The sequence below is a fragment of the Pseudomonas sp. C9D1 genome (assembly GCF_056491235.1).
The window spans coordinates 3,059,827-3,083,179 of sequence record NZ_JBSZIE010000002.1; the positions used below are offsets into that span (position 1 = coordinate 3,059,827).

19 protein-coding genes are annotated in these 23,353 nt (G+C 67.6%); 10 read left to right on the forward strand and 9 right to left on the reverse strand.

Annotation, left to right across the window (positions count from 1 at the left end; translation table 11 throughout):
* Nucleotides 1-19: 19 nt before the first annotated feature.
* The 4 genes from ACXI0U_RS22225 to ompR form a co-directional block, all read right to left on the reverse strand.
* Nucleotides 20-181: a hypothetical protein gene (locus ACXI0U_RS22225; protein WP_021218607.1), complete on the reverse strand. Its 162-nt coding sequence runs from the start codon at nucleotides 179-181 to the stop codon at nucleotides 20-22.
* A gap of 20 nt (nucleotides 182-201) precedes the next feature.
* Complete coding sequence (locus ACXI0U_RS22230) at nucleotides 202-3,960, reverse strand: bifunctional diguanylate cyclase/phosphodiesterase (protein WP_479550813.1); 3,759 nt, start codon at nucleotides 3,958-3,960, stop codon at nucleotides 202-204.
* A gap of 161 nt (nucleotides 3,961-4,121) precedes the next feature.
* Entirely contained in the window at nucleotides 4,122-5,435 is a 1,314-nt protein-coding gene (locus ACXI0U_RS22235) for an ATP-binding protein (protein ID WP_021218605.1), read from the reverse strand.
* Between the two features lie 76 nt (nucleotides 5,436-5,511).
* Entirely contained in the window at nucleotides 5,512-6,282 is a 771-nt protein-coding gene (gene ompR / locus ACXI0U_RS22240) for an osmolarity response regulator transcription factor OmpR (RefSeq protein WP_371877119.1), read from the reverse strand.
* A gap of 153 nt (nucleotides 6,283-6,435) precedes the next feature.
* On the opposite strand from ompR, the gene ACXI0U_RS22245 reads away from it, so the two are divergent.
* From ACXI0U_RS22245 to rmf, 4 genes are all read left to right on the forward strand, one after another.
* Nucleotides 6,436-8,757: a Tex family protein gene (locus tag ACXI0U_RS22245; RefSeq protein WP_271659342.1), complete on the forward strand. Its 2,322-nt coding sequence runs from the start codon at nucleotides 6,436-6,438 to the stop codon at nucleotides 8,755-8,757.
* A 6-nt stretch (nucleotides 8,758-8,763) separates the two neighbouring features.
* Entirely contained in the window at nucleotides 8,764-9,147 is a 384-nt protein-coding gene (locus ACXI0U_RS22250) for a PaaI family thioesterase (protein WP_021218602.1), read from the forward strand.
* 122 nt (nucleotides 9,148-9,269) lie between these two features.
* On the forward strand, nucleotides 9,270-10,856 hold the full coding sequence (gshA, locus tag ACXI0U_RS22255) for a glutamate--cysteine ligase (RefSeq protein ID WP_479550814.1): 1,587 nt from the start codon (nucleotides 9,270-9,272) through the stop codon (nucleotides 10,854-10,856).
* A gap of 301 nt (nucleotides 10,857-11,157) precedes the next feature.
* Entirely contained in the window at nucleotides 11,158-11,370 is a 213-nt protein-coding gene (rmf, locus tag ACXI0U_RS22260; RefSeq protein WP_479550815.1) for a ribosome modulation factor, read from the forward strand.
* A 1-nt stretch (nucleotide 11,371) separates the two neighbouring features.
* Here rmf and ACXI0U_RS22265 read toward each other — a convergent pair whose 3' ends face one another.
* Nucleotides 11,372-11,770, reverse strand: a complete 399-nt coding sequence (locus tag ACXI0U_RS22265) for a carboxymuconolactone decarboxylase family protein (protein WP_479550816.1) — start codon at nucleotides 11,768-11,770, stop codon at nucleotides 11,372-11,374.
* Between the two features lie 85 nt (nucleotides 11,771-11,855).
* On the opposite strand from ACXI0U_RS22265, the gene ACXI0U_RS22270 reads away from it, so the two are divergent.
* A complete protein-coding gene (locus ACXI0U_RS22270; RefSeq protein WP_021218598.1) occupies nucleotides 11,856-12,662 on the forward strand; it encodes a cyclase family protein in 807 nt (268 codons plus the stop codon).
* A 176-nt stretch (nucleotides 12,663-12,838) separates the two neighbouring features.
* Here the strand turns inward: ACXI0U_RS22270 and argA are convergent, their stop codons facing one another.
* Together argA and argE are read right to left on the reverse strand one after the other, a co-directional pair.
* Entirely contained in the window at nucleotides 12,839-14,137 is a 1,299-nt protein-coding gene (argA, locus tag ACXI0U_RS22275; protein WP_021218597.1) for an amino-acid N-acetyltransferase, read from the reverse strand.
* Nucleotides 14,138-14,248: 111 nt separating this feature from the next.
* Nucleotides 14,249-15,406, reverse strand: a complete 1,158-nt coding sequence (argE, locus tag ACXI0U_RS22280) for an acetylornithine deacetylase (RefSeq protein ID WP_479550817.1) — start codon at nucleotides 15,404-15,406, stop codon at nucleotides 14,249-14,251.
* 136 nt (nucleotides 15,407-15,542) lie between these two features.
* On the opposite strand from argE, the gene ACXI0U_RS22285 reads away from it, so the two are divergent.
* The 3 genes from ACXI0U_RS22285 to argC all read left to right on the forward strand — a co-directional run bounded on the left by ACXI0U_RS22285 (nucleotide 15,543) and on the right by argC (nucleotide 18,652).
* The gene (locus ACXI0U_RS22285; RefSeq protein ID WP_479550818.1) at nucleotides 15,543-16,910 is read left to right on the forward strand and encodes a CYTH domain-containing protein; all 1,368 of its coding nucleotides are present in this window, start codon (nucleotides 15,543-15,545) and stop codon (nucleotides 16,908-16,910) included.
* Nucleotides 16,911-16,959: 49 nt separating this feature from the next.
* Complete coding sequence (locus ACXI0U_RS22290) at nucleotides 16,960-17,619, forward strand: DUF502 domain-containing protein (RefSeq protein WP_479550819.1); 660 nt, start codon at nucleotides 16,960-16,962, stop codon at nucleotides 17,617-17,619.
* Nucleotides 17,620-17,704: 85 nt separating this feature from the next.
* Nucleotides 17,705-18,652: an N-acetyl-gamma-glutamyl-phosphate reductase gene (argC, locus tag ACXI0U_RS22295; protein WP_374979298.1), complete on the forward strand. Its 948-nt coding sequence runs from the start codon at nucleotides 17,705-17,707 to the stop codon at nucleotides 18,650-18,652.
* A gap of 48 nt (nucleotides 18,653-18,700) precedes the next feature.
* Here argC and ACXI0U_RS22300 read toward each other — a convergent pair whose 3' ends face one another.
* Both ACXI0U_RS22300 and ACXI0U_RS22305 read right to left on the reverse strand, forming a co-directional pair.
* Nucleotides 18,701-19,702 carry a PDDEXK nuclease domain-containing protein gene (locus ACXI0U_RS22300; RefSeq protein WP_184489789.1) on the reverse strand — a complete coding sequence of 334 codons (1,002 nt, stop codon included), beginning with the start codon at nucleotides 19,700-19,702 and terminating at the stop codon, nucleotides 18,701-18,703.
* Nucleotides 19,703-20,462: 760 nt separating this feature from the next.
* Nucleotides 20,463-20,933: an Lrp/AsnC family transcriptional regulator gene (locus ACXI0U_RS22305; RefSeq protein ID WP_111260816.1), complete on the reverse strand. Its 471-nt coding sequence runs from the start codon at nucleotides 20,931-20,933 to the stop codon at nucleotides 20,463-20,465.
* 125 nt (nucleotides 20,934-21,058) lie between these two features.
* Here ACXI0U_RS22305 and ACXI0U_RS22310 point away from each other — a divergent pair, with 125 nt between their 5' ends.
* The gene (locus tag ACXI0U_RS22310; protein ID WP_479550820.1) at nucleotides 21,059-21,406 is read left to right on the forward strand and encodes a hypothetical protein; all 348 of its coding nucleotides are present in this window, start codon (nucleotides 21,059-21,061) and stop codon (nucleotides 21,404-21,406) included.
* Between the two features lie 134 nt (nucleotides 21,407-21,540).
* Nucleotides 21,541-23,325: a type IV pilus assembly ATPase TfpB gene (gene tfpB, locus ACXI0U_RS22315; protein ID WP_021222853.1), complete on the forward strand. Its 1,785-nt coding sequence runs from the start codon at nucleotides 21,541-21,543 to the stop codon at nucleotides 23,323-23,325.
* Nucleotides 23,326-23,353: the final 28 nt, after the last annotated feature.

A 23,353-nucleotide genomic window follows, 5' to 3' on the forward strand; every position in this document is an offset into this window, starting at 1 on the left:
GGTCTCCTGAGAAAAACGATTAACGGATGACGATCTGCGCCAGGACCTGTCCGCTGTCCTGATCGGGCACCACATCCTTGAGGGTATTGGCCGCCACCAGGCTGATGCTCAGGTGGCGACCCCAGTTGAAGTTAAGACCAGCGCCGACGCTTTGCAGCGCCGGCCCCGCATGTCCGGGCATCCCTGCATGCGGGAACAGGCTCAAGGGGCGCGCTGCCGCAGCCAGTCGAGGAAGGCCGCCTCATCGAGCGGCGGGCTGAAGTGGTAGCCCTGGCCGAGGGCGCAGCCCAGGGCGCGCAGGCTGTGGTACTGGCCCCGGGCTTCGATGCCTTCGGCCACGCATTCCAGGCCGAGGTTGTGGCCGATGGCGAGGATGGTGTCCACCAGCGCGGCGTCGCTGCCCGCCAGTTCCAGGCCTTCGACGAAGCTGCGGTCGATCTTCAGGCGGTCCAGGGGCAGGCGCTTGAGGTAGGTGAGCGAGGAATAGCCGGTGCCGAAGTCGTCGATGGCGAAGCGCACGCCCAGGCGCTTGAGCGCCTGCATGGCGGCGATGCACTGCTCGACGTCTTCCAGCAGGCTGCCTTCGGTGATTTCCAGCTCCAGGCGCTGGGCCGGCACGCCGTGGCGCTGCAGGCAGTCGCTGACCCGGGCGACGAAATCACCCTGGCGCAGGTCGCGAGGGCTGACGTTGATCGCCATCACCAGCTCGGGCCACTGCGGCAGCCACTGGGCCAGGCTGGCGCAGGCGCGGTCGAGCACCCAGTCGCTGAGTTCGAGGATCAGCCCGGTCTCTTCGGCCAGGGCGATGAACTGGCTCGGCGGCACCACGCCCCGGGTGGGGTTGCGCCAGCGCAGCAGGGCCTCGGCGCCCACCACGCGCTCGTCGGCGAGGGACAGCTGCGGCTGGAATTCGAGGAACAGCTGGCCCCGGGCGACGGCCTGGCGCAGCTCGCTTTGCAGCTGCAGGCGCTGGTCGATGGCGGCCTGCATGGCCGGGGCGAAGAAGTGCAGCGCGTTGCGGCCGCCCTGCTTGGCCCGGTACATGGCGGTGTCGGCCTGCTTGAGGACGTCGGCCGCACCCTGGCGCTCGAAGGGGTGCAGGGCGATGCCGATGCTGGCGCTGACCGACAGCTCGTGCTCGCCGATGCGGTAGCTGCCGTGCAGGCTGTGGAGCAGCTTGGTGCCCACTTCGGCGGCGTATTCGGCGGTCTGTTCGGGGCTGTCGGCCAGGGCTTCGAGCAGCACCACGAATTCGTCGCCGCCCAGGCGCGCCAGGGTGTCTTCGGCCCGCAGGCAGCTGGCCAGGCGCGCGGTGACTTCACGCAGCAGGGCATCGCCCACCGGATGGCCAAGGCTGTCGTTGACGGTCTTGAAGTGGTCCAGGTCGATGAACAGCAGCGAGCCGTAGCGGCCTTCGCGCACTTCTCGGGCCATGGCGTGCTGCAGGCGGTCGAGGAGCAGGCGGCGGTTGGGCAACCCGGTGAGTTCGTCGCTGTAGGCCAGGCGTTCGATCTCGCGCTGGTAGCGCTGGCGCTCGGAAATGTCGGTGATGCTCAGGCGGATCAACGGCGCGCCGCCACCCGGCAAGCGCACCAGGCGCACTTCGCAGGGGCGCACGCGGCCGGCGACATCGCGCATCAGCCACTCGAACACCGGCGCCTCGCCGGCCAGCGCGGCCTGGGCGTAGGCGTGCCCGACATCCCGCGAGGGGCGGCCATCGGCCTGCAGCAGCGGGCTGAAGCTGGTGGGCATGCGCCCCATCAGCTCCTCGCGGGGCAGGCCGTAGAGGCGGGCGGCGTTTTCGTTGGCTTCGGTGATGCCGCGCTCGACGTCGAACACCAGGATCGCCTCGGGGGCGTGCTCCACCAGGATGCGGTAGCGCGCCTCGGCCTCGCGGCGGGCGCTGACGTCTTCCACCAGGGCCAGCAGCGCATGGAGACGGCCGTCGGCGTCCCGCACGGCGCGGACGTTGATGCGGGTGTAGATGACGCTCTCGTCGGGCCGCAGGAAGCGCTTGTCCAGCTCGTAGCCGTCGCGCTGGCCGCTGCGCACCTGGTGCAGCAGGGCCAGCTCGGCGCCACGGTCGTCGGGGTGGGTGATGCTCAGCCAATCGGCGCCCTGGAGCATTTCGCGGGAGCGGCCGAGGATGCTGCACAGCTTGAAGTTGACCTCTTCCCAGCAGTGCTCGGGCGAGCACAGGGCCATGCCGATCAGCGGCGCCTCGAAGAACAGGTGCAGGCGCTCGTCGCGCTCACGCTGGCGGCGCTCGGCGCGCTTCAGCTCGGTGAGGTCCTGGACCGCGCCGTAGATGCGGATCACCTGCTCGCCGTCGTGCTCGGCCAGGCCCTTGAGGCGCACCCAGCGGTAGATGCTCTTGGCGGTGACGATGCGCAGTTCGATGTCGAAGGGGTCGGCGGTGCGCAGCACATGGTCGAGGGTGGCCTGGGCGCGGGCGCGGCTGTCCTCGTCGAAGTAGTTCATCGCCTGTTCCAGGTTGGGCGCGCCGCCCACGGGGTCCAGGTCGTAGATGCGGAAGGTGCCTTCGCTCCAGAACATCTGCTCGCCGGGCAGCTCCAGCACCCAGCCGCCGATGTCGGCGATGGCTTCGGTCTGGCTCAGCAGGTGGGTCTGGCGCAGCAGTTCCTCGCGGCGCACGCCCAACTCCTCGGCGAGCATCTCGCGGCGGCTGACGTCGTGCTGCAGGGCGACGAAGTGGCTGATGCCATGGTCGTCGTGCATCGGCGCCAGGGTCACTTCGTTCCAGAACAGGCTGCCGTCCTTGCGGTAGTTGCGCAGCACCACCTGACAGGGCTCGCCGCGCCGGATGGCGGCCAGCAGGCGCGGCAGGTCGGGCTGGTTGCGGTCATGGCCGACCAGGAAGCGGCAGTTGCGCCCCATCACTTCCTTGCGGCTGTAGCCGGTGATGCGCTGGAAGGCGGGGTTGCAGTAGGTCAGGGGGAAGTCGGGCTGGCGCGCGTCGACGATGATCACCCCCAGCGGGCTGGCTTCCAGGGCCAGGCTGTTCAGCGCCAGGGCTTGCTGCATCTCGTTGCGGCGGCGCAGCTCCAGGCGCAGGTCGCTGAGGGAGCGGCCCACCAGCAGGGTGGAGACCATCAGCAGCAGCACGCTGAGGTGCAGTTCGATGCGCTGCGGCTCCAGCCACTGCGGCGCCTCGCCCAGCTCGCGGAGGATCGGCAGGGCGAGCACGGTGGCGGTGGTCAGGCCGGCGCCGCACAGGGCGCCGGGGAAGCCCCAGACCAGCGCCAGGCTGAGCATCACCAGGCCGATCAGCGGCAGGGTCAGCAGCAGCGGCATCACCGCGATGGCCAGCGGCAGTGCGATACACAACACCAGCAGCACCGGCCAGGGCGGCAGCCTGAGCATCGATTCGGGCAGCCCCGAGTAAGTGCCCAGGGCGCAGCGCCGACGGCGCAACCAGGGCGTCAGGTAGGTGAGCAGCGGCAGGGCGATGACCAGGGTGGTGAGGCTGTCGCCCAGCCACATCAGCAGGCTGGCGGTGCCCCAGGCTTCGGGCTTGATCACCCCGGTGAGCAGAAGACTGCCCTGCACCCCGGTGGACACCAGGGTCACCGGCACCAGCACGCCGAGCAGCATGAAGCGCAGCAGGCTGGAGAAATCCGCCAGGGCGACATCGAAGCGCGACGACCGCAGGAGCAGCCAGCCGACGGCGATGCTGAGGGTTTCGGGCAGGGCGTAGAAGGGCGCGAGGCGCCAGTCCAGCCCCCACAGCGGCGCGCTCAGCGCGGCATTGAGAAAGACTGCGAGCAATACCCGGGGGCCCCACCACAGGCAACCCACCAGGCCCAGGGAAAATGGCAGGTACCAGAGCGCCACGCCGCCGGAAACCTGAGTGCCCAGGGAGAGCCAGGTGGCGATGTGCAGCAACGGGAGTGACGACCACCAGGTCCAGTTGGGCAAGCGGGCTTGAGCGGCGGGCATTGTGACCTCATGTCTACGCGCGCTAGAGGATAGTCCAGGGCGCCTAGAGTACGTGGGTCAAGGCAAAGTGACACTATACAAACGCAAGCGCCGACCGCCGCCTGACGGAAGGCGCGGCCGGCGGCGCGGAGGCCCCGGCACAGGCGGCCGGGGCGCGGTGATCAGGCGGCGTCGCGGGGCAGCAGCAGGCCGATGGGCAGGCACACGCGGGCTTCAAGGCCGCCGCCGGAGCGGTTGCGCAACTCGACGCTGCCGCCGTGCAGCGAGGCGATGCGCTTGACGATGGCCAGGCCCAGGCCGGTGCCCTTGCCGCCACGGGCGCGATCGCCGCGGATGAAGGGGTTGAAGATGTCGCCCAGCTCCGCCGGGTCGATGCCCTGGCCGCGGTCGAGGACACTGAGGACGATATAGGGCGCGGTGTGATCGCCCGCCACGAACGCCGCCACTTCGACGCCGTTGCCGCCATATCGCAGCGCGTTCTCGATCAGGTTCACCAACAGGCGCTTGATCGACACGCGCCGCAGCGGGAACGGCGGCAGCGGTTCCAGGCACAGGCGCACGCGCTCCTCGTGCTGGTTGTAGGGCGCCACCACCTCGCGCACCAGCTCGCCCAGGTCGAGTTCTTCCTGGCGCTCGTCGCGGCCGTCGCGAATGAAGGCGAGGAACTGGTCGAGGATGGCGTCCATGTCCTCGATGTCGCGGACCATGTCCTCGGTCAGCTCGCTGTCGCTGCTCATCAGCTCCAGGGACAGGCGCAGGCGCGTCAGCGGCGTGCGCAGGTCGTGGGAGACGCCGGCCAGCATCAGCTCGCGCTCGCGGGCGGCCTGCTCGACGTCCTCGGCCATCTGGTTGAAGGCGCGGTAGACCTCGGTCATCTCGCTGGGGGTGTCGCTCACCGGCAGGCGCACGCTGCGACCCTGGCCGAGCTGGCGGGCGGCGAACACCAGGCGCTTGAGCGGGGCGTTGAGCTGGCGCACGAAGATCCAGGCGGCGGCGGTGGACAGCAGGCCGATGCCGAGGAACCAGCCGAGCACGCTCCAGATGCGCTGCCCGCGCAAGGGGTGTGGATACAGCGGGATGCGCACCCAGTCCGGGCCCAGCGCCGGGGCCTGGACCCAGAGCGCCGGCGGGCTCTTGGCGCGCAGGCGCACCTCGGTTTCGGGGCCGAGCTCGGTCTGCATCTGCCGCTCGAAGATTTCGCTGTAGGGCCAGTGCTGCTCGCTGGGCGGCACGGCGTCGCGGGTCACCCGCTTGAGGCCGGCGGCCTTGGCCAGGTCGTCCCGCTCGGACTCGCTGGCCGCCCAGTAGGCGCGCAGGGTCAGGGCCGCGCCGTGGCTGTACTGGCGGTCCACGAGGACGTCCTCGTTCATCATCAGGTAGACCAGGGTCAGGGCCTTGGAAAACAGCACGACGATGAGCACCAGCCAGAGGGTGCGGGAGAAGAAACTCTGCGGGAACCAGTACGGCGCTTTCATCGGGTTTTCCGGGCAGGAGGCTCAGGCGCCTTGCACAGCAGTGCCGCGCCCGGGAATACGGGCGCGGCGGGGTGGGTCACTTGTTGCCGTCGGGCACGAACACGTAGCCGACGCCCCAGACGGTCTGGATATAGCGGGGCTTGGACGGGTCGGGCTCGATCAACCGGCGCAGGCGGGAGATCTGCACGTCGATGGAGCGCTCCAGGGCGTCCCATTCGCGGCCACGGGCCAGGTTCATCAGCTTGTCGCGGGTCAGCGGCTCGCGGGCGTGCTGGACCAGGGCCTTGAGCACGGCGAACTCGCCGGTGGTGAGCATGTGCACGTCCTCGCCCCTCTTCAGCTCGCGGGTGGCCAGGGACAGCTCGTACTCGCCGAAGCTCACGCTCTCGTCGGCAGCGGCGGGAGCGCCGGGCACCTGGGGTGCCTGGCGGCGCAGCACGGCCTTGATCCGCGCCAGCAACTCGCGCGGGTTGAACGGCTTGGCCAGGTAGTCGTCGGCGCCCAGTTCCAGGCCCTGGATACGGCTGGACTCGTCGCCCTTGGCGGTGAGCATGATGATCGGCACCTGGTTGTTCGATGCGCGCAGGCGGCGGCAGGCGGACAGGCCGTCCTCGCCGGGCAGCATCAGGTCCAGGACCACGAGGTTGAACAGCTCGCGGGCCAGCAGGCGGTCCATCTGTTCGACGTTTTCCACCGCGCGCACGCGGTAGCCCTGCTCCTCGAAAAAGCGCTCGAGCAAACGACGCAGACGCGCGTCGTCGTCGACGATCAGGATCTTTTCGCCCTCGGCATTGGGGATGCTGCTCATGTTCTCTCCTGGTTTCTCAAGCGCGGCATTATTACTCAGCGCCGGTGTCGCGCGGCTCGACCATTGTTAGCAGATTTTTCCCCGAACGGTGCCCTGGCCAACGCAACGGGGTGTTTATAATGCGCCGCTTGTTTCCCGGCCGAGGCCAGGCCCGGCCGGTCTTTCGTTGGTCATCAGGTGTGTCTTTTTCATATGGAAAGCATCAACAACCGAATCGCTGAAGAGCTGGGCGTGCGCCCGCAACAAGTCGCCGCTGCCGTTGCCCTGCTCGATGAAGGCTCCACCGTTCCCTTCATCGCCCGCTACCGCAAGGAAGTCACCGGCAGCCTGGACGACACCCAGCTGCGCAACCTGGAAGAGCGCCTGCGCTACCTGCGCGAGCTGGAGGACCGCCGTGGCGCGATCCTCTCCAGCATCGAGGAACAGGGCAAGCTGACCCCGGAACTGGCCCGCGAAATCAAGCTGGCCGACACCAAGACCCGCCTCGAAGACCTTTACCTGCCGTACAAGCAGAAGCGCCGCACCAAGGGCCAGATCGCCCTGGAAGCTGGCCTCGGCGAGCTGGCCGACGCGCTCTTCGCCGACCCGACCCTGGCGCCGGAAACCGAAGCCGCCCGCTTCATCGATGCCGAAAAGGGCTTCGCCGACACCAAGGCGGTGCTCGAAGGCGCCAAGTACATCCTCATGGAGCGCTTCGCCGAAGACGCCACCCTGCTGGCCAGCCTGCGCAGCTTCCTCAAGGACAACGCCACCCTCACCGCCCGCCTGGTGGCCGGCAAGGAACAGGAAGGCGCCAAGTTCAGCGACTACTTCGAGCACGACGAGGCCCTCAAGGGCGCGCCGTCGCACCGCGCCCTGGCGATCTTCCGTGGCCGCAACGAGGGCGTGCTCAGCGTCGCCCTGAAGGTCGGCGACGAGCTGCCGGGCACCATGCACCCCTGCGAAGTGATGATCGGCGAGCGCTTCGGCGTGAAGGACCAGGCCCGCGCCGCTGACAAATGGCTGGGCGAGGTGGTGCGCTGGACCTGGAAGGTCAAGCTCTACACCCACCTGGAAACCGACCTGCTGGGCGAACTGCGCGAAGGCGCGGAGACCGAGGCGATCAACGTCTTTGCCCGCAACCTGCACGACCTGCTGCTGGCCGCCCCGGCCGGCCCGCGCGCCACCCTGGGCCTGGACCCGGGCCTGCGCACCGGCTGCAAGGTCGCGGTGGTCGACGCCACCGGCAAGCTGCTGGAAACCGCCACCGTCTACCCCCACGTGCCGCACAACAAGTGGGATGACACCCTGGCCACCCTGGCCAAGCTCTGCGCCAAGCACGGCGTGGACCTGATCGCCATCGGCAACGGCACCGCCAGCCGCGAGACCGACAAGCTGGCCGGCGAACTGATCAGCAAGATGCCGGGCCTGAAGATGACCAAGATCATGGTCAGCGAGGCCGGCGCCTCGGTGTACTCGGCCTCGGAACTGGCCGCCAAGGAATTCCCCGACCTGGACGTGTCCCTGCGGGGCGCCGTGTCCATCGCTCGCCGCCTGCAGGACCCCCTGGCCGAGCTGGTGAAGATCGAGCCCAAGTCCATCGGCGTCGGCCAGTACCAGCACGACGTGTCCCAGCTGCAGCTGGCGCGCAGCCTGGACGCGGTGGTGGAAGACTGCGTGAACGCCGTGGGCGTGGACGTGAACACCGCCTCCGCCGCCCTGCTGGCGCGCATCTCCGGCCTCAACGCGACCCTGGCGCAGAACATCGTCGCCCACCGCGACGCCAACGGCGCCTTCAAGACCCGCGAGGAGCTGAAGAACGTCAGCCGCCTGGGCGAGAAGACCTACGTGCTGGCCGCCGGCTTCCTCCGCGTGATGAACGGCGACAACCCGCTGGACGCCTCCGCGGTGCACCCGGAAACCTACCCGCTGGTGCAGCGTATCGCCGCCGACACCGGCCGCGACATCCGCTCGCTGATCGGCGACTCGGGCTTCCTCAAGCGCCTCGACCCGGCCACGTTCACCGACGAGACCTTCGGCCTGCCGACCGTCACCGACATCCTCAAGGAACTGGACAAGCCCGGCCGCGACCCGCGTCCCGAGTTCAAGACCGCCGAGTTCCAGGAAGGCGTCGAGAGCCTCAAGGACCTCAAGCCCGGCATGGTGCTGGAAGGCGTGGTGACCAACGTCACCAACTTCGGCGCCTTCGTCGACATCGGCGTCCACCAGGACGGCCTGGTGCACATCTCCGCGCTGTCGGAGAAGTTCGTCAAGGACCCGTACGAAGTGGTCAAGGCCGGCGACATCGTCAAGGTCAAGGTCATGGAAGTGGACATCCCGCGTAACCGCGTCGGCCTGTCCATGCGCATGAGCGACACCCCCGGCGAGAAGGTCGATGGCCCGCGCGGCGGCGGTCGTCCCCAGGGCGGCCAGCGTGCGGATCGCGGCGCACCGCGCCAGCAGCAACAGGCGGCGCCGACGAACAACGCCATGGCCTCGCTGTTCGCCAACGCCAAGCAGATCAAGAAGAAGTGAGCTGAGATGGAAATCTCCGACCTGCACACCGCCAGCGCCTACAGCAAGCTGCTGGGCATCGAACCAGTCAGCCTGGGCGACGGCGTCGCCGAGGCGCGCCTGACGATGGGCGAGCACCTGCGCAATCGCGGCCAGGTGATGCACGGCGGAGCCATCTTCTCGCTGCTCGATATCGCCATGGGCCTGGCCTGCACCAGCGTCCATGGTTTCGAGCGGCGCAGCGCCACCATCGAATGCAAGATCAACTACATCCGCCCCGTGGCCGAGGGTGACATCCTCTGCCGCGCGCGGGTAGTGCACGCCGGCTCGCGGACCCTGGTGGTCGAAGCCGATGTGCTGCAGGGCGACAAGCTGGTCGCTAAAGGGCAAGGCACCTTCGCCCAGCTGTAAGCGCCAGGACGGCGAGGCTCTATTCTGGACAAAGCGACAACGCAGTCATGTCCGCCCCTTGTAGACCGACCAGTCCACCCTCATATTGGGGCGACTGTCCCTGGGACCCACAGGATTCCAAATTGAGCGACCTTCTCTCCCGCCGCCTGGCATTGCTGGGCGAGCGTGCCCACCTGTCCCTGCTGACCCAGTGCCTGCACGGTATCGAACGCGAATGCCTGCGCGTCGAAGACAACGGCCAGTTGGCCCTGACGCCGCACCCGGTGGCCGTCGGTTCGGCCCTGACCAACCCGCAGATCACCACCGACTATTCCGAGTCGCTGCTGGAGTTCATCACCCCCACCGAGCACGACCCGGCCGACACCCTGGCGGACCTGGAGAAGATCCATCGCTTCACCTACCAGAAGCTCGACGGCGAGCTGCTGTGGAGCGCCTCGATGCCCGGCCGCCTGCCCAGCGAGGAGATCATCCCGATCGCCCGCTACGGCACCTCGCCCATCGGCCGCCTGAAGTACGTCTACCGCCGCGGCCTGGCCGTGCGCTACGGCAAGACCATGCAGTGCATCGCCGGCATCCACTACAACTTCTCCCTGCCCGAAGCCCTGTGGCCCCTGCTCAAGGAAGCCGAAGGCGACGAGCATAGCGACCGCGACTTCCAGTCGGCGCGCTACATCGCGATGATCCGCAACTTCCGCCGCTACAGCTGGTTGCTGATGTACCTGTTCGGCGCGGCGCCGGCGCTGGACCAGAACTTCCTCCGTGGCCGCCCCCACGACCTCGACCGCCTCGACGCCGACACCCTGTTCCTGCCCTGGGCCACCAGCCTGCGCATGAGCGACCTGGGCTACCAGAACAACGCCCAGTCCGGCCTCACGCCCTGCTACAACAACCTCGACAGCTACCTGTCGAGCCTGCGCCAGGCGGTGTCCACGCCCTACCCGCCCTATGCCGAGATCGGCACCAAGCGCGACGGCGAATGGGTGCAGCTGAACACCAACGTGATCCAGATCGAGAACGAGTACTACTCGTCGATCCGCCCGAAGCGCGTCACCTACACCGGCGAGCGCCCGATCCAGGCGCTGATGGCCCGTGGCGTGCAATACGTCGAAGTGCGCTGCCTAGACATCAACCCCTTCCTGCCCCTGGGCATCGACCTGGAAGAGTCGCGCTTCCTCGACGCCTTCCTGCTGTTCTGCGCCCTGCAGGACAGCCCGCCCCTGGCCGGCGGCGAATGCCGCGACTGCACCGACAACTTCCAGCGCGTGGTCAAGGAAGGCCGCCGCCCCGGTCTGCACCTGCAGCACAACGGCCAGGAAATCGGCCTCCAGGAATGGGCTGGTGAACTGCTCGACCAGATCGCCCGCACCGCCGACCTGCTGGACCGCGCCCAGGGCGGCCAGGCCCACGCCGAAGCCCTCCAGGCCCAACGCCTCAAGGTCGCGGACACCAGCCTCACGCCCTCGGCCCGGGTCCTGGCCGAACTGCGCGAGCGCGGCGAGAGCTTCAGCGAGTTCGCCCTGCGCTACAGCCGGCAGCACGCCGAATACTTCCGCGCCGAGGCCCTGGCCCCGGACGACCAGGAACGCCTGGAAACCATGGCGCGCCAGTCCCTGGAGGAACAGGCACGCCTGGAAGCCGAGCCCGATGTCGACTTCGATACCTTCGTCGCCGCCTACCAGGCCAGCATCCTCGGTTTGCTGAGCAACTGAGCTTCTTGCCGCCCCCGGGCTGAAGCCCGGGCTACGCATCAACCGTAGGTTGGCGCCGAGCGCAGCGAGGCCCAACGGTGCGTGGTTTGACCCCGCTGCGTTGGGCTTCGTACCTCAGCCCAACCTACGGATTGCACCTGCGCCCAGCGAGGCCAGAACCACCCGCGAACCCACGCGCCCCAAAAAGGCGCGGCCTGTCACAAAACCGACAAGCTGGGGCTCCAACGGGGACAGGCGGCCACCCGCGCCGGAAAACCGGCAGCTAGCATGAGCACAAATCCAGAGCCTGCGAGCTTTGCCCATGGCGCCCCCAGACGCCCATCCCGACGATGCCACCCAATGGAGCCTCGAAAGCCTGAACAAGGCTTATCAGCAAGGCTACATGGCGGGCCTCACCGGCCAGTCCATCAACCAGCAGCCCTACCCCGCCGAAGTTCTCGCCGCGGCCTGGGAAGCCGGTTGGGACGATGGCCACGACCAGTACGAGCTGCAGCGTCCCTCGCGGATCGCCTGAATCAGTCCTCGCGAAAAGCCGCGTCCAGCGGAACCCGGTAACCCGTCGCCAGCCGGTTGGTCTCATTGGCCATGCCGATCACCGCCTGCAGCTCGCCGAACATCGCCTCGGTCATCCCCGCCTTGCGCGCCGCCGCCGTGTGCGAGCCGATGCAATAGGCGCAGTTGTTGGTGACGCTGACGGCCACGTAGAGCAGCTCCTTGGTCAGCGGGTCCAGCGCGCCGGGGGCCATCACCTGCTTCAGGCTCTCCCAGGTGCGGCGCAGGTTGTCCGGGTGCTGGGCCAGGGCCTTCCAGAAGTTGTTCACCTGGTCGACCTTGCGCGTGGCCATGATGTCGTCATAGACGGCGCGTACTTCCGGACTGGCATGTTCATATTCGATCAAGTGCTTAGACGACATCGCGTTTCCCCTTCTAAGTTATGAGTCAGCCAGTATAGGCAGAGCGCCCATACCGGCCCGATCCCAACCAAGGAGAAGGTCACGCATGTCGATACGCACCCTGGGCCGCCTGGCCCTCACCGCCTCGCTGTCCCTGCCGCTGCTGGCCCAGGCCGCGCAACCCGGCCTCTGGGACACCTACGCCACGCTCAAAACCAAGACCTGGGTCGACCTGACCCACGCCTACGACGAGCAGGTGCCGCACTGGAAGGGCTTCGAGAACGCCCAGCGCAAGACGCTCTACACCGTCGACAAGGACGGCTTCCAGGTGGACCTCTACACCCACGTCGGCCAGTGGGGCACCCATGTCGACCCGCCGGTGCACTTCCACAAGGGCCTGCGCGGCATCGACCAGATCGACGTGAAGGAACAGCTGCTGCCGCTGGTGGTGCTGGACATCCACCAGCAGGCGGCGAAGAACCCCGACTACGTGCTGACCCTGGCCGACGTGAAGGCCTGGGAGGCCAAGCACGGGCCGGTGCCGGAAGGCGCCTTCGTGGCCCTGCGCAGCGATTGGTCCAAGCGCTGGCCGAGCCAGGAAAAGATCCAGAACGCCGACGCCCAGGGCGTGGCCCACTACCCGGGCTGGAGCAAGGAGGCGCTGGTGTACCTCTACGAGACGCGCAAGATCACCGCCTCCGGCCACGAGACCACAGACACCGACCCCGGCATCGCCACCAGCAAGGACGACTATTCGCTGGAGTCCTACATCCTCGGCAAGGATCACTACCAGATCGAGCTGCTGGCCAACCTGGACCAGGTGCCGGAAGCCGGCGCGCTGGTGGTGGTGAGCTTCCCGAAGATCGCCCGGGGCACCGGCTTCCCGGCGCGGGTGTTCGCGATATTGCCCTGATGGTGTGAGCGGGACTCCCCCCTGTGGGAGCGGCTTCAGCCGCGATGGGCCCGGTGCCGGGCCCTTTCACGAGTCCACTGGAAGAGGGGCCTCGGAGCGGGCAGCCGTCGCTCACTCCAGACGTAGGGTGTGCTGCACACCCTACGGCACGCGCCCTCAGTTCTGTAGGAGCAGCCTCAGAGCGCCTTTTCGAAGATCTTCGAGTTGCGCTGGTAGTTGTACAGCGAGGCGCGCGCCGCCGGCAGGCTTTCCACGCCGCTGGGCTGGAAGCCGCGCTCGCGGAACCAGTGGGCGGTGCGGGTGGTGAGCACGAAGAGGGTCTTCAGGCCCAGGGCGCGAGCGCGGTCCTCGATGCGTTCCAGCAGCTCGTCACCACGGCCGCCGTGGCGGTATTCCGGGTTCACCGCCAGGCACGCCAGCTCGCCGGCTTCGGAGTCGGCGATGGGATAGAGCGCCGCGCAGGCGATGATGTGGCCGTCGCGCTCGACGATGCTGAACTGGCCGATCTCGCGCTCCAGTACCTCGCGGGAACGGCGCACCAGGATGCCCTGGTCTTCCAGCGGGGTGATCAGGTCGATCAGCCCGCCGACATCCTCGATGGTGGCTTCGCGCAGGGACTCGAACTGCTCCTGGTCCACCAGGGTGCCGCCACCGTCGCGGGTGAACAGCTCGGTGAGCAGGGAGCCGTCTTCGGCGTAGCTGACCATGTGGCTGCGCTTGACCCCGCTGCGGCAGGCCTGGGCGGCGGCGTCCAGCAGCTCGGCCTGGTAGCTGTTGCCCAGGCGCACGAGGTGGCTGGGCACCTGCTGCGGGCGCAGTTCGCGCACCAGCTTGCCGGCTTCGTCGATCAGCCCGCGTTCGCTGCCGAACAGCACCAGCTTGTCCGCGCCCAGGTCGATGGCGGCGCGGGTGGCGACGTCTTCACAGGCGAGGTTGAAGATCTCCCCGGTGGGCGAGTAGCCCAGGGGCGAGAGCAGCACGATGGAGCGCTCGTCCAGCTGGCGGCCAACGCCCTTGCGGTCGATGCGGCGCACTTCACCGGTGTGGTGGTAGTCGACGCCATCGACCACGCCAATGGGCCGCGCGGTGACGAAGTTGCCGCCGGTCACACGCAGGCGCGAGCCCTGCATGGGCGAGGCGGCGATGTCCATGGACAGGCGCGCCTCGATGGCGATGCGCAGCTGGCCCACGGCGTCGATCACGCACTCCAGGGTGGGGCCGTCGGTGATGCGCAGGTCGCGGTGGAAGTGCGGAGTGAGCCCGCGCGCGGCCAGGCGCGCCTCGATCTGCGGGCGCGAGCCGTGCACCAGCACCAGGCGCACCCCCAGGCTGTGCAGCAGCACCAGGTCGTGGACGATGTTGCCGAAATTCGGATGGGCGACGCCTTCGCCGGGCAGCATCACCACGAAGGTGCAGTCCCGGTGGGCGTTGATATAGGGCGATGCGTGGCGCAGCCAGTTGACGTAGTCGTGCATGGATTCCGTGAGCCTGTGAACGTTGGCGAAATGAGCGGTGCTACTCCGGAGACGGAGTCGGGGGCGTCGCGTTTATCGTCGTCGCAGGAACATCAACGGATTCCCTCCACATCAGGCCTTGTCGGCGGGGTTCAGGCAGTAGTGCTGGATGAGCTGGCGCAACAGCGCCACGGTAGGTTCGATGCGTGACAGTTCGAGGTGTTCATCGGGTTGGTGGGCGCAGGCGATGTCGCCGGGGCCGAGCACCAGGGTCTCGCAACCAAGCTGCTGAAGATACGGGGCTTCGGTGCCGAAGGCCACCGCTTCTGCGGCATGCCCGGTAAGACGTTCGGCCAGGCGCACCAGATCACTTCCGGCGGGCTCCTCGAAGGGCGGCACGGCGGGGAACAGCGGCTGGTAGTCGATGGCCACGCCATGGCGCTCGGCGAGCGGCGCCAAGCGCTGGCGGATGGCCGCGCGGAGCATTTCCGGCTCCATGCCCGGCAGCGGGCGCAGGTCGAACTCCAGGCTGCACTGGCCGCAGATGCGGTTGGGGTTGTCGCCACCGTGGATGCAGCCGAGGTTGAGGGTGGGCTGGGGCACGTTGAACAGCGGGTTGTTGAACGTGCGCTGCCACTCGCCGCGCAGGGCCACCAGTGCGGCGATGCTTTCGTGCATCGCCTCCAGGGCGCTGCGGCCCAGGCTCGGGTCGGAGGAATGGCCGCTCTGCCCGAGGATGTCGATGCGCTCCATCATCACGCCCTTGTGCAGACGGATCGGCTTGAGACCGGTGGGCTCGCCGATCACCGCGGCGCGGCCCAGGGGCTGCCCGGCGGCGGCCAGGGCGCGGGCACCGGACATCGAGCTCTCTTCGTCGCAGGTGGCCAGGACGATCAGCGGGCGGCGGAACGACTGGTCGCGCAGGGTGCGCACCGCCTCGATCACCAGGGGGAAGAAGCCCTTCATGTCGCAGCTGCCCAAGCCGTACCAGCGGTCATCGGCCTCGGCGAGCTGCAGCGGGTCGGTCTTCCACAGCGCGGCATCGAAGGGCACGGTGTCGCTGTGCCCCGCCAGCACCAGGCCGCCGGGGCCGCTGCCCAGGGTGGCCAGCAGGTTGGCCTTGCCGGGCGCCACCTGCTGCACCTCGCAGCGGAAGCCCAGCTCGCCCAGCCAGGCCGCCAGCAGGTCGATCACCGCCTGGTTGGACTGGTCCCAGCCAGGCTGGGTGCAGCTCACCGAAGGGGCGGCGATCAGTGCGGCGAACTGGCTCTTCAGGTCTGGAATGGGCATCGGTTACCTCCAAGGAAGAGGGCTCATCATAGGGACAACCTCCCAGCGGCGAAACCGCCCGGCAGGGCGCCTCGGCGTCCTGTAGACTTCATCGCCTCGGCAGCCATCCCGTGCTGCGACTGATAAAACTCCGGCCATGCAAAAAGAAACCGAAATCAAGCTCCGCGCCAGCCGCGAGACCCTCGAAGCCCTCCGCGACCACCCGCTGCTGAAGAAGCGCAACAAGAGCGGCTGGGAGAAGCGCGAGCTCTTCAACCAGTACTACGACACCCCCGAGCGGGATTTGTCGCGCGCCAAGGTCGCCCTGCGCCTGCGCCGCGACGGTGATCAATTCATCCAGACCCTGAAGAGCCGTGGCCAGAGCGTGGCCGGCCTCTCCGAGCGCAACGAGTGGGACTGGTACCTGCCCAAGGCCAAGCTCGACCCGAAGAAACTCGGTGACGACTGCTGGCCCGCCAGCCTCGCCGAGCTGGACAAGAAGACCCTGGCGCCGATCTTCACCACCGACTTCGTCCGCGAGCGCGCCGAGATCGCCTGGGGCCGTGGCAAGGCCAAGGTGGTGGTGGAAGCCGCCCTGGACCTGGGCAAGGTCATCGCCGGCAAGGCCGAGGAAGAAATCTGCGAGCTGGAGCTGGAACTTCGCCAGGGCGAGCCCGAAGCCCTGCTGGAGCTGGCCCGTGAACTGGCCGCCGACCTGGCCCTGATGCCCTGCGACATCAGCAAGGCCGAGCGTGGCTACCGCCTGTTCGACGCCAACAGCTACAGCGTCGCCCTGCCGGCCCCGGTGCTGGACGCCGAGATGCCCCTGGACGACGCCATCGCCGCCATCGCCTGGCACCTGCTCGGCAGCAGCCAGCGCCTGGCCGAGCAATACCGTTTCAACGGCCACTGGAAGCTGCTCGGCGAATGGCTGCAGCAACTGATCGACCTGCGCGCCCTGCTCGGCAGCCTCGGCCAGGCCGCACCGCGCGCCACCAGCCATGGCCTGCGTGAAGCCCTGGACGCCCTGATCGGTGACTGGCGCCCGCGCCTGACCGCCGGCCAGGACGACGAAGCCGCGCGCAAGGCCGCGCCGCAGCAGTTCGCCGACGAACTGGCCGGCACCCGCTGGGGCCTGTTCTCCCTCGACGCCTCCAGCTGGCTGCTGGCCCGCGGCTGGACCGCCAACCGCAACGACCGTGGCAACCGCCAGGGCAAGGCGGCGCTGGGCAAATGGCTGCCGCGCCTGCTGGGCGACGAAGCCCGCGACCTGCAGCTGGACCGCTACAAGCGCCAGCCCGAAGACCTCGCCGAGCAGCTGCCGCGCATCGAGCGCCTGCTGGTCTGGCTGCGCCTGGCCCGCAGCGTGCTGCTGGAAATCCCCGAGACCGACCGTTGCTACGGCGAGCTGAACAAGCTGGCCGAACTGGCGAGCCAGCCGATCGACGAGGAAGCCCTCGAAGCCCGTGTCACCCAGGCCCACCACGTGCTGACGCTGAAGAGCTGGAAACAGCTGCTCAAGTGATGCGACCCGGCACCGCGCGCCCGCGCGGTGCCGACGAGGAACCCACCCGATGTTCAAGCAAAGCTTCCGATCCCTGCTCGGCACCTGGCTGACCGGCCTGCTGGCCCTGTTGCCGCTGGTGCTGACCCTGGCGCTGCTGGCCTGGATCGTCAGCCTGCTCAATCGCCTGGTGGGCCCCTCGACCCTGATCGGCCAGCTGCTCGCCGCCCTCGGCCAGCCGTTCGCCAGCAGCCCGGTGCTGGCCTGGTTCGTCGGCACCCTGGTGCTGCTGGGCAGCCTCTATCCCCTGGGCCTGGCCGTGCAGCTGGGCCTGCGCCGGCCGCTGGCCTGGCTGTTCGACCAGACCCTGCGGCGCACCCCGCTGATCGGCAACGTCTACAACATCGCCGACCGCTTCGTCGGCATGCTCGACAAGGAAAAGAACGCCGACATCACCACCATGCAGCCGGTCTGGTGCTTCTTCGGTGGCGACGGCGCGGCGGTGCTCGCCCTGCAGCCCAGCTCCGCGCCCATCGAACTGGAAGGCCGGCCCTACTGCGCCATCCTGGTGCCCACCGCGCCCATCCCGGTGGGGGGCGGCCTGCTCTACGTACCGGTGGACTGGTTGCGCCCGGCCGACATGGGGGTCGATGCGCTGACCAGCATCTATGTCTCCATGGGCCTGACACCGCCCCCCACCGCCACGCCGCCCGACGCCTCGCGGAACTGATCCGCCGACGCGCTTGGCCAAGGCGCCGCCGCGCTGGTTACAATGCGCGCCCCGCTCTTCATTCGTCTGTCCGAGAGAGTCCGCCATGGTTTTCAAAGTGTTCGTAGATGGTCAGGAAGGCACCACCGGCCTCCGTTTGCTCGACTACCTGTCCGGCCGTGCCGATGTCGAGCTGCTGCGCATCGCCGATGACAAGCGCAAGGACCCGCAAGAGCGCGCACGCTTCCTCAATGCCGCCGACGTCGCCTTCCTCTGCCTGCCCGACGTCGCCTCGCGCGAGGCGGTGTCCCTGGTGACCAACCCGAACACCTGCATCATCGACGCCAGCACCGCCTTCCGCACCGACGACAACTGGGCCTACGGCCTGCCGGAACTGGCCGCCGGCCAGCGCGAGAAGATCCGCACCAGCAAGCGCATCGCCGTACCCGGCTGCCACGCCAGCGCCTTCATCCTCGCCGTGCGCCCGCTGATCGACGCCGGCCTGCTGCCCGCCGACTACCCGCTCTCGGCCTTCTCCCTCACCGGCTACAGCGGCGGCGGCAAGGGCATGATCGCCCAGTACGAGGCCGGCAACGACGCCAGGCTCATGAGCCCGCGCCCCTACGCCCTGGGCCTGGAGCACAAGCACCTGCCGGAAATGCGCGTCCAGGCCCGCCTGGCCCAGGCGCCGGTGTTCAACCCCATCGTCGGCCCCTTCCTCAAGGGCCTGGCCGTGACCGTGCCGCTCTACACCGAGCGCTTGGCACGCAAGGCCGGCGCCGCCGAGATCGCCGAGATCTACCGCCAGCACTACGCCGGCGAGCAGTTCGTGCGGGTGATGCCGGCCGGTGACGAGGGCAACCTCGACGGCGGCTTCTTCGACGTCCAGGGCTGCAACGACACCAACCGCGTCGACCTCTTCGTCTTCGGCTCCGCCGACCGCCTCAACCTGGTCGCGCGCCTGGACAACCTCGGCAAGGGCGCTGCCGGTGCCGCAGTGCAGTGCATGAACGTGCACATCGGCGCCGACGAGGCCACCGGCCTCAACGCCTGATCCGCACCACCCAGAAAAAGCCCCGCCGATGCGGGGCTTTTTCATGGGTTAGTCCCGTGAATCGAGCGCATAGAACTCCTGGAGTTTGCGCTGCAGCAGCTCCTGATCCGGCAACTGAGTTCGATACTCGGCCACCAGCGCCGGAGACAGGGAACGGTTGAGGGCGTACTCCACCACCTCATCATCCTTGCTGGCACACAGCAGCACACCGATGGCGGGCTGCTCGTGAGGCTTGCGTTCATCCCGGTCCAGAGCCTCCAGATAGAAATCCAGCTTCCCCAGGTATTCCGGCTCGAAACGCCCCACCTTGAGTTCGATGGCCACCAGGCAGTTGAGGCCTCGATGGAAGAACAAGAGATCAAGAAAGAAGTCACGGCCACCGACCTGCAACGGGTATTCGGACCCAATGAAGCAGAAGTCCCGCCCCAGCTCGATCAGAAAGTCCCGCAGGCGGAACAACAAGCCACGATGCAACTCCGCCTCGCCGTGCCCAGGGGACAAATCCAGGAACTCGAAGACATAGGCATCCTTGAAGGCATCTACGGCATCCGGTTGCCGTTGCCGCAGGGCTTTCGATGCGCTGGCAGGCCTGTTCAGCGAGCGTTCGAACAATCCAGCCCGACACTGTCGTTCCAGCTCCCGGCTTGACCAGCGTTCCCGTATAGCCAGTCGCAGATAGAAACCGCGCTCCTCGGGGGTATGGCATTGGCCAAGCACGAGCAGATTGTGGGTCCAGGGTATTTGTGTCAGCAGCGCTGACACTATTGCCTCATCCGGCCAGGCATCGTGGAACTGGCGCATGCGAAACAGGTTGCGCCGGGTGAACCCGCGTAGCCCCGGCTGGGTGCGCGCCAGGTACTTCGCTAGTTGCTCGACGACCCCTTCGCCCCATTCCGATGACTCCAGCTTCTCGCTGATATGGCGCCCGATTCGCCAGTAGAGCGTGATCAGTTCGGCATTGACCGATTGATAGGCACGCTGGCGGGCACTGGCAATCATCAGTGCGATATCGCCAAAGGCGGTATCCAGCGTTGATCCTGGCGTGTTCATGACATGGCTCCTGGCTGATAAGCCAGTCACCATCGCGTACCTGTCATGGCATGAAAATCCGGCGCTCGCCGCGCCATGCCAAGGGAACCGTCCCATACCTATCGCTGGATCGCGCAGCGGTCCCGTCGTACCAACGCAGATGCAGGCCAGGGCCATGACCGGTAGGGGCGAATTCATTGGCTCTGTCTGCGTTAAGTGTTGCTAGAGGATTTGAGTCCAGCTGATTGCCGAGCTCTGGTGATATTTCTGGTTTCGCCCACCCGGGCGAGTCCCTTTTAACAATCGCCTTAAAAGGAACCAAAAGGGCTTGCCCCATCATCCGGCCCGACTGCGTCGGGTTCCCTCACTCCATCGCCGCTCTGGGGGCCGGCGCGATGGGCCATCCATGGCCTGGCGCGCCTCTCGCGGCATCCATGCCGCTCGTCCCCCGGCGCAACGACTGCGTTCGGCCTCCTGAAGGGGCGTTGGCGGCTGCTCCAACTTTCTTCGCCCAGGACATTGCCACGTGGTGCGCACAAGCTTTTGTAGGATGGTGTAGAGCGAAGCGAAACCCATGCGGTGGAGGTGGCACGAACCCTTGGGCGCCCGGAAAGGGCCGTGCTTGAGGGCTTGAATTAAAACCACAACAGCTAACACCGACAGAGCCAATTCATTCGCCCAAGGGCCGAGCAGCGGCCCCATCGTGACCTCGAGGGGCGGACCTACGGCCCGCTTGGCGACTGAAGTCGCCCCTACAAGGGTGCCCATGAAGGCCCCAGCACTACCCGCCTACCGGCAAGCTGGTGGTCGACTTGATCTCCGACAGGGCGACGATGGAGTTGACCTCCTGGATGCCCGGCACCAGCGACAGCTTCTCGAAGAAGAAGCGCTCGTAGGCCTCGATGTCCTTGGTGACGATGCGCAGCATGAAGTCCACCGCGCCCATCAGCACGTGGCATTCCAGCACCTCGGGGAAGCCCTGCATCGCCTCGGCGAATTCGGTGAGGTTGGAGCGGCCGTGGGCGTTGAGCTTCACCTGGGCGAAGATCTGCGCGTTGAGGCCGATCTTGCGGCGGTCCAGCAGGGTCACCTGGCGGCGGATCACGCCTTCCTCCTTGAGCCGCTGGATGCGCCGCCAGCAGGGCGACTGGGACAGGCCGATGCGCTCGGCGATCTCGGCGGTGGCGATGCCGGCGTCCTCCTGCAGCAGTTCGAGGATGCGGCGGTCGTAGGGATCGAGTTCGACAGGCATGAAAAACCCCAATATTCGGATATCGGGGAAATTCTATTCCTCAATAAGCCGAAACGACCAATAAACAGGCAGAAATTCTCCCCTCGGCGCCCGGAAAATAGGCCGTCGCCTCCGGAGCCGCCCCCATGCTCGATCTCGAAGAATCGCCCTGTGTCACCCTGCCGCCGCCCTTCCCCACCGCCCTGGCGCCCCGGGAGGACGTATGGAACCCGGCGCACCTGCCCGGCCAGGCGCGCACCCTGAGTTTCACCATCCTCGCCGAGGCCGAAGCGGACATCCTCAGCCGCCTGCTCAGCTACTTCGCCCAGCTGCAACTGGTGCCGCAGTGGCTGGAGTCCAGCCGCCAGGGCGACGAGCTGCTGCTGCGGGTGCGCCAGGACGGCCTGACTCTCCACCGCGCCGAGGTCATCGCGCAGAAAATGCGCTCCCTGGTCAGCGTGTTTTCGGTGGATGTGCAGCCTGCGGCATCCTGACCACGCCGTTCGGTGCACCCGATCACGCAATGCCCTTCGCCCCGAGGCGCCGATTCGGGCATCCTGTGCACCCTCCACGGAAGAGTGCGTTGGCTACTCTTCCCTGACCGGGATCGCGTGACCAAGGAGCCTGCATGTCCGCTTTTGCCTCAGCCGCCCAGGATCGCTGGCTGGACCTCAACGACCTCCTGCGGGAGCTGGTGAACCAGGGCCGGATCGCCCAGGACACCGCCGAGCAGTGCATGGCGATTCGCCGCAGCGCGGTGAACAACCAGCAGCACCCGCTGGAATTCCTCGCCAGCCAGCAGGTCGACGACCTCAAGCGCCCCGGCAAGAAGCTCGACCTCGAAGCCCTGACCGTCTGGCTTTCCGAGTACGCCGGCCAGCCCTACCTGCGCATCGACCCGCTGAAGATCGACGTCGCCGCGGTCACCCCGCTGATGTCCTACGCCTTCGCCCAGCGCCACAAGATCCTCGCCGTGGCCGCCGACAGCGAGAGCGTCACCATCGCCAGCGCCCAGCCCTTCGTGCACAGCTGGGAGGGCAACCTCACCCACGTGCTCAAGCGCCCGATCAAGCGCATCGTCGCCAACCCGGCGGACATCCAGCGCTTCACCGTGGAGTTCTACCGCCTGGCCAAGTCGGTCAGCGGTGCCAATGCCGTGGACCAGAAGATCAGCGGCGTCGGCAACTTCGAACAATTGCTGAAACTGGGGGCGAACGACCAGGAACCCGACGCCAACGACGCGCATATCGTCAACATCGTCGACTGGCTGTTCCAGTACGCCTACCAGCAGCGCGCCAGTGACATCCACATCGAGCCGCGCCGCGAACAGGGCACCGTGCGTTTCCGCATCGACGGCGTGCTGCACACCGTCTACCAATTCCCGCCCCAGGTGACGATGGCCATCGTCAGCCGCCTGAAGAGCCTCGGCCGCATGAACGTGGCGGAGAAGCGCAAGCCCCAGGACGGCCGGGTCAAGACCAAGACCCCGGAAGGCGGCGAGGTGGAACTGCGCCTGTCGACACTGCCCACCGCCTTCGGCGAGAAGATGGTGATGCGGATCTTCGACCCCGAGGTGCTGCTCAAGAGCTTCGACCAGCTGGGCTTCTCCCAGGACGACCTGAAGCGCTGGCAGAGCATGACCAACCAGCCCAACGGCATCATCCTGGTCACCGGCCCCACCGGCTCGGGCAAGACCACCACGCTCTACACCACGCTCAAGCAGCTGGCCACCAGCGAGGTGAACGTCTGCACCATCGAAGACCCCATCGAGATGATCGAGGGCGCCTTCAACCAGATGCAGGTGCAGCACAACATCGACCTGACCTTCGCCAGCGGCGTGCGCGCGCTGATGCGCCAGGACCCGGACATCATCATGGTCGGCGAGATCCGCGACCTGGAGACCGCCGAGATGGCCATCCAGGCGGCGCTCACCGGCCACCTGGTGCTCTCCACCCTGCACACCAACGACGCCCCCAGCGCCATCACCCGCCTGCTGGAACTGGGCGTGCCCTACTACCTGCTGCGCGCCACCCTGCTCGGGGTCATGGCCCAGCGCCTGGTGCGCACCCTGTGCCCGCACTGCAAGGCGCCCATCGAGCTGGAAGAAGAGGACTGGCAGAACCTCACCCGCCCCTGGAGCGCACCGCTGCCCACCGGGGCGCACCGCGCCGTGGGCTGCCTGGAATGCCGCGACACCGGCTACCGGGGCCGCGCCGGGGTCTACGAGATCATGCTGCTGTCGGACTCGGTGAAGAGCTACATCACCGCCGACACCGACCTGGTCGGCCTGCGCCGCAACGCCTTCAAGGAAGGCATGCGCAGCCTGCGCCTGTCCGGCGCGCAGAAGGTCGCCGCCGGCCTCACCACGGTCGAGGAAGTGCTGCGGGTCACCCCGCAAAGCGAACAGAAGTAACCACCGCCGCCCGGCGCAGAATCCGGGC